Source organism: Endozoicomonas sp. ONNA1 (assembly GCF_024606325.1).
Classification (GTDB): domain Bacteria; phylum Pseudomonadota; class Gammaproteobacteria; order Pseudomonadales; family Endozoicomonadaceae; genus Endozoicomonas_A.
Window position 1 is genome coordinate 1 of sequence record NZ_JAHHPN010000941.1, and the last position, 2,949, is coordinate 2,949.

Sequence of the window (2,949 nt, forward strand, 5' to 3'; positions counted from 1 at the left end):
CACGATCCTTCTGACTCATTTCGCCGTGATAAAGATCCCGGGCCAGTAGTGACAAGGGCTTGTCAGCGGAACCCTGCCATGCCAGTGATGCAGACAGTCGATTTTCTATACGTTCAATACGTTTTGCGTCAGAATTCTCTGTTACATATTCTCCCCGGGCAATCTGAAAACAATCGTTGGCCAGAGCGTGAATGGCCTCGGATCGGGTCTGCCCTGACGGTAGGGTTAGCTGCCAGCCAGAAGCCAGTGCATCTTGTAAACGTTTGATCTGTCTTGATGGCCTGATGGCTGACGGTGGACATTGCTCTGTTGCCTCCGGATCGACTTCCAACAGATACGCCACTGCCTGTCGTTGTGCTTCAGGCACATGGGCCATGATCAGGGCGCAGAGCTTGTCCAGAACTTCTTTCGCAGTCCACCGCGAAAATGGCTCTTTATAGGACAGCTGTAATTTTTCATTAAATACAGCCGGGTCAAGGGCTCTGACCAGTGGCCACAGGTTTTGCCTCACAAACGCTCTGTCCAACTGCTGAGCACTGTTGATGATGGCAGTTAACTGATCCGGGTCTACCGAGGCGGTTTGATCCTCATCCGGCTTGCAGTGCACGTCCGGTAAAAAATGCCTGCAAGCCACTTTCATAAAATCACGCACGGTCGGATGCTGTCGTGTGCCATGGGTGATGACGCTATCGATGGCTTTGCGCCAGTGGCGTGGTAAAAGCTGTGGGGACTGGTCAACCTGCTGTGCTTGTCGGGCAGCCAGTATCAGGTTATTCAACAACGCTTCGGTCATTTCAGGCAGAGGGTTACAAAGGTGGTCAGGTACGGTTGTAAACGCTTCATAAAGTTTATCAAGCGCTTGTTCTGGCAGCTCAGTCCTGGAGATATCATGTTTGCGGGCATTAATATCCCAGAGATCGACCTCAGGACAGGGTTTATCCGTGGCAAGCATCGAACGAAATACTGGTGATGGGCTTATCGCAGATTCAGGCCAGAGTAAAGTGACTTGAGCCTGCGGGTAGGCCCGTAATTGGCCATTCACCAACAAAGGCTGTCCAACCACCAGGGGTTCCAGCAGCTGCTGAAGTGTTGGATTACTTTCGAGTCCCAGGAATACCACCGGCCTGCCTGCGGTTAATGCTTTCTGCAACTCACTCTGACGTCGTCCAAAATGGGCCTTTTGTTCTGAGGTGATATGGATATTATCAAATAGCTGACTGAAGCCGGTCTGTTCATTGACCTGGATGACCAGAGGGTCTCCCCGGTGATGACGGATCCAATGACTGGCCTGGACATGTTGCCGATAAGTGACGGCCTCAAAAGAATCGTCATTGCTGGCTTTTTTCTGTAACTGAGGGTTTCTGGACAGAGGTCGCTCGTCGTTTTCTGCTAATCCCAGGGCTTTCGGCTGCTGTCGTGAATGAGCCACCTGGAGTCGAGGCTCCAGACCCGTTGTCTCGCGAATCGTCTGCAGTGAACCCAGCAAACGAAACCAAAGTGCCTCAGTGAGGGGAGACGTTACGGTGACTGTCCCACCCGCTCGAACCTGTTCCAATAGACGGTTGTTAGGCACTGCGTAGCCTTCCTGGGCAATGGCAATCGGGTTCAGCCATTCGCTGATATTACTCTGGTTAATGATGATCGGGTTTCCTGAAGTATCACCAGAATGGGGTAGCGGGTTGGATAAACTTTGAAACAGTGAATGCAGCTCATCCTTCCCTACCGGCATTTGATAAAAATGAACATCGTCGGGTAACTCACAGTTCTTCCCGTTGCTCTCAAAACACTTTTGCGCGAGCATCTGTCGAATCGTCTGTTCAAAGGCCAGATCCTGCCAGTTGGCCCCTTTCAGAATCACCCGTTGTCCGGCCCTCAGACACTCAAGCCTGCCAGGGATGTGCCGGATTCGCCCCTGCTGATCCACTCCGGGGCCGCCCAGCAGCAACTGTCGCCAGTTGCTGTGCAAGTGGCAGTCAATAAGAAGGGTATCATCGTCGTTCATAGTGCCTTCGGCAGAAGGGAGTTCAGCCAATACCGGAGGAAGTGCGTCGATATCCATCGATGGGGCATTGCCGGTCTTTGCATTGAACTGCCAGGTATTGCCCGGTCGATTAATGCGTCGCCAGAAATCAGCCCCGGGGGCATCGCCACCCCCGCCAACCGCTGCCAACTGCGCAGGGTCTGCCAAGACCAGCAGAGAGACATGCCCGCCTAGAGGTCGTTTTTTCTGACTGACTTTGTCGTACAGACAGGGGTTATCCGGGTCCAGCAGATCGTTAAATTTTGGCAGATCTTCGCTGCTGAGTTTGCGGATATCCATCACCAGGGTGAATGGCTTTGAACCTTCAAATAACTTGCCCGGACGCAGAGTGTGGCGACCATCGCCGGAAATACTCAACCGGGTTACCAGGTTGGCCTGTGAGAGGTCATCGGGGTGGGAAATAACAGTGACAGCACAATGTTCATCATAGGTCTGATTAACCAAAAGCTGTCGAACCTCATCATCACTGGCGACAAAACGAAAATTGAAGGCATGAGGGGGCTTATGGAGTGAGGAATTCGTTGAGGATACGGTTCTCGTCTTGTCAGGCATCTTCATCGGAGATGACGACAGCTTGAGTTTGATCGCTACATCAGAGCAGACTTTTGCAATCGTTGAAAGATCATCAAGCTTTGCTCTCTTGGCTGGAATGCCACTATCAGGCACGCTGTTATGAGGCACGCCGTTGTTACGAACGGGTTTGTTTATTCCTCCACCAATTTGACCATCCATGGTTAATCTCCCTACTACATTCTGAAGGACTCAATTTAAACTGCTTAAATAATTTGACCTTCAAATCGTACGAAAGTTTCATTTTGATAGTAGGTCGTTGCCAAAAAAAAAATAGGACACCCTAGGGGGCGTTCTTATCCAACCGAACGAACAGATAAAAACATCAGTAACCTGAC

1 protein-coding gene is annotated in these 2,949 nt (G+C 51.2%); it reads right to left on the reverse strand.

The window, feature by feature from the left end; translation table 11 throughout:
• Window positions 1-2,773 (reverse strand): hypothetical protein (locus KDK19_RS22625; RefSeq protein ID WP_257293001.1); only part of this gene is annotated, 2,773 nt, incomplete at its 3' end.
• Between the last annotated feature and the right edge of the window lie 176 nt (window positions 2,774-2,949).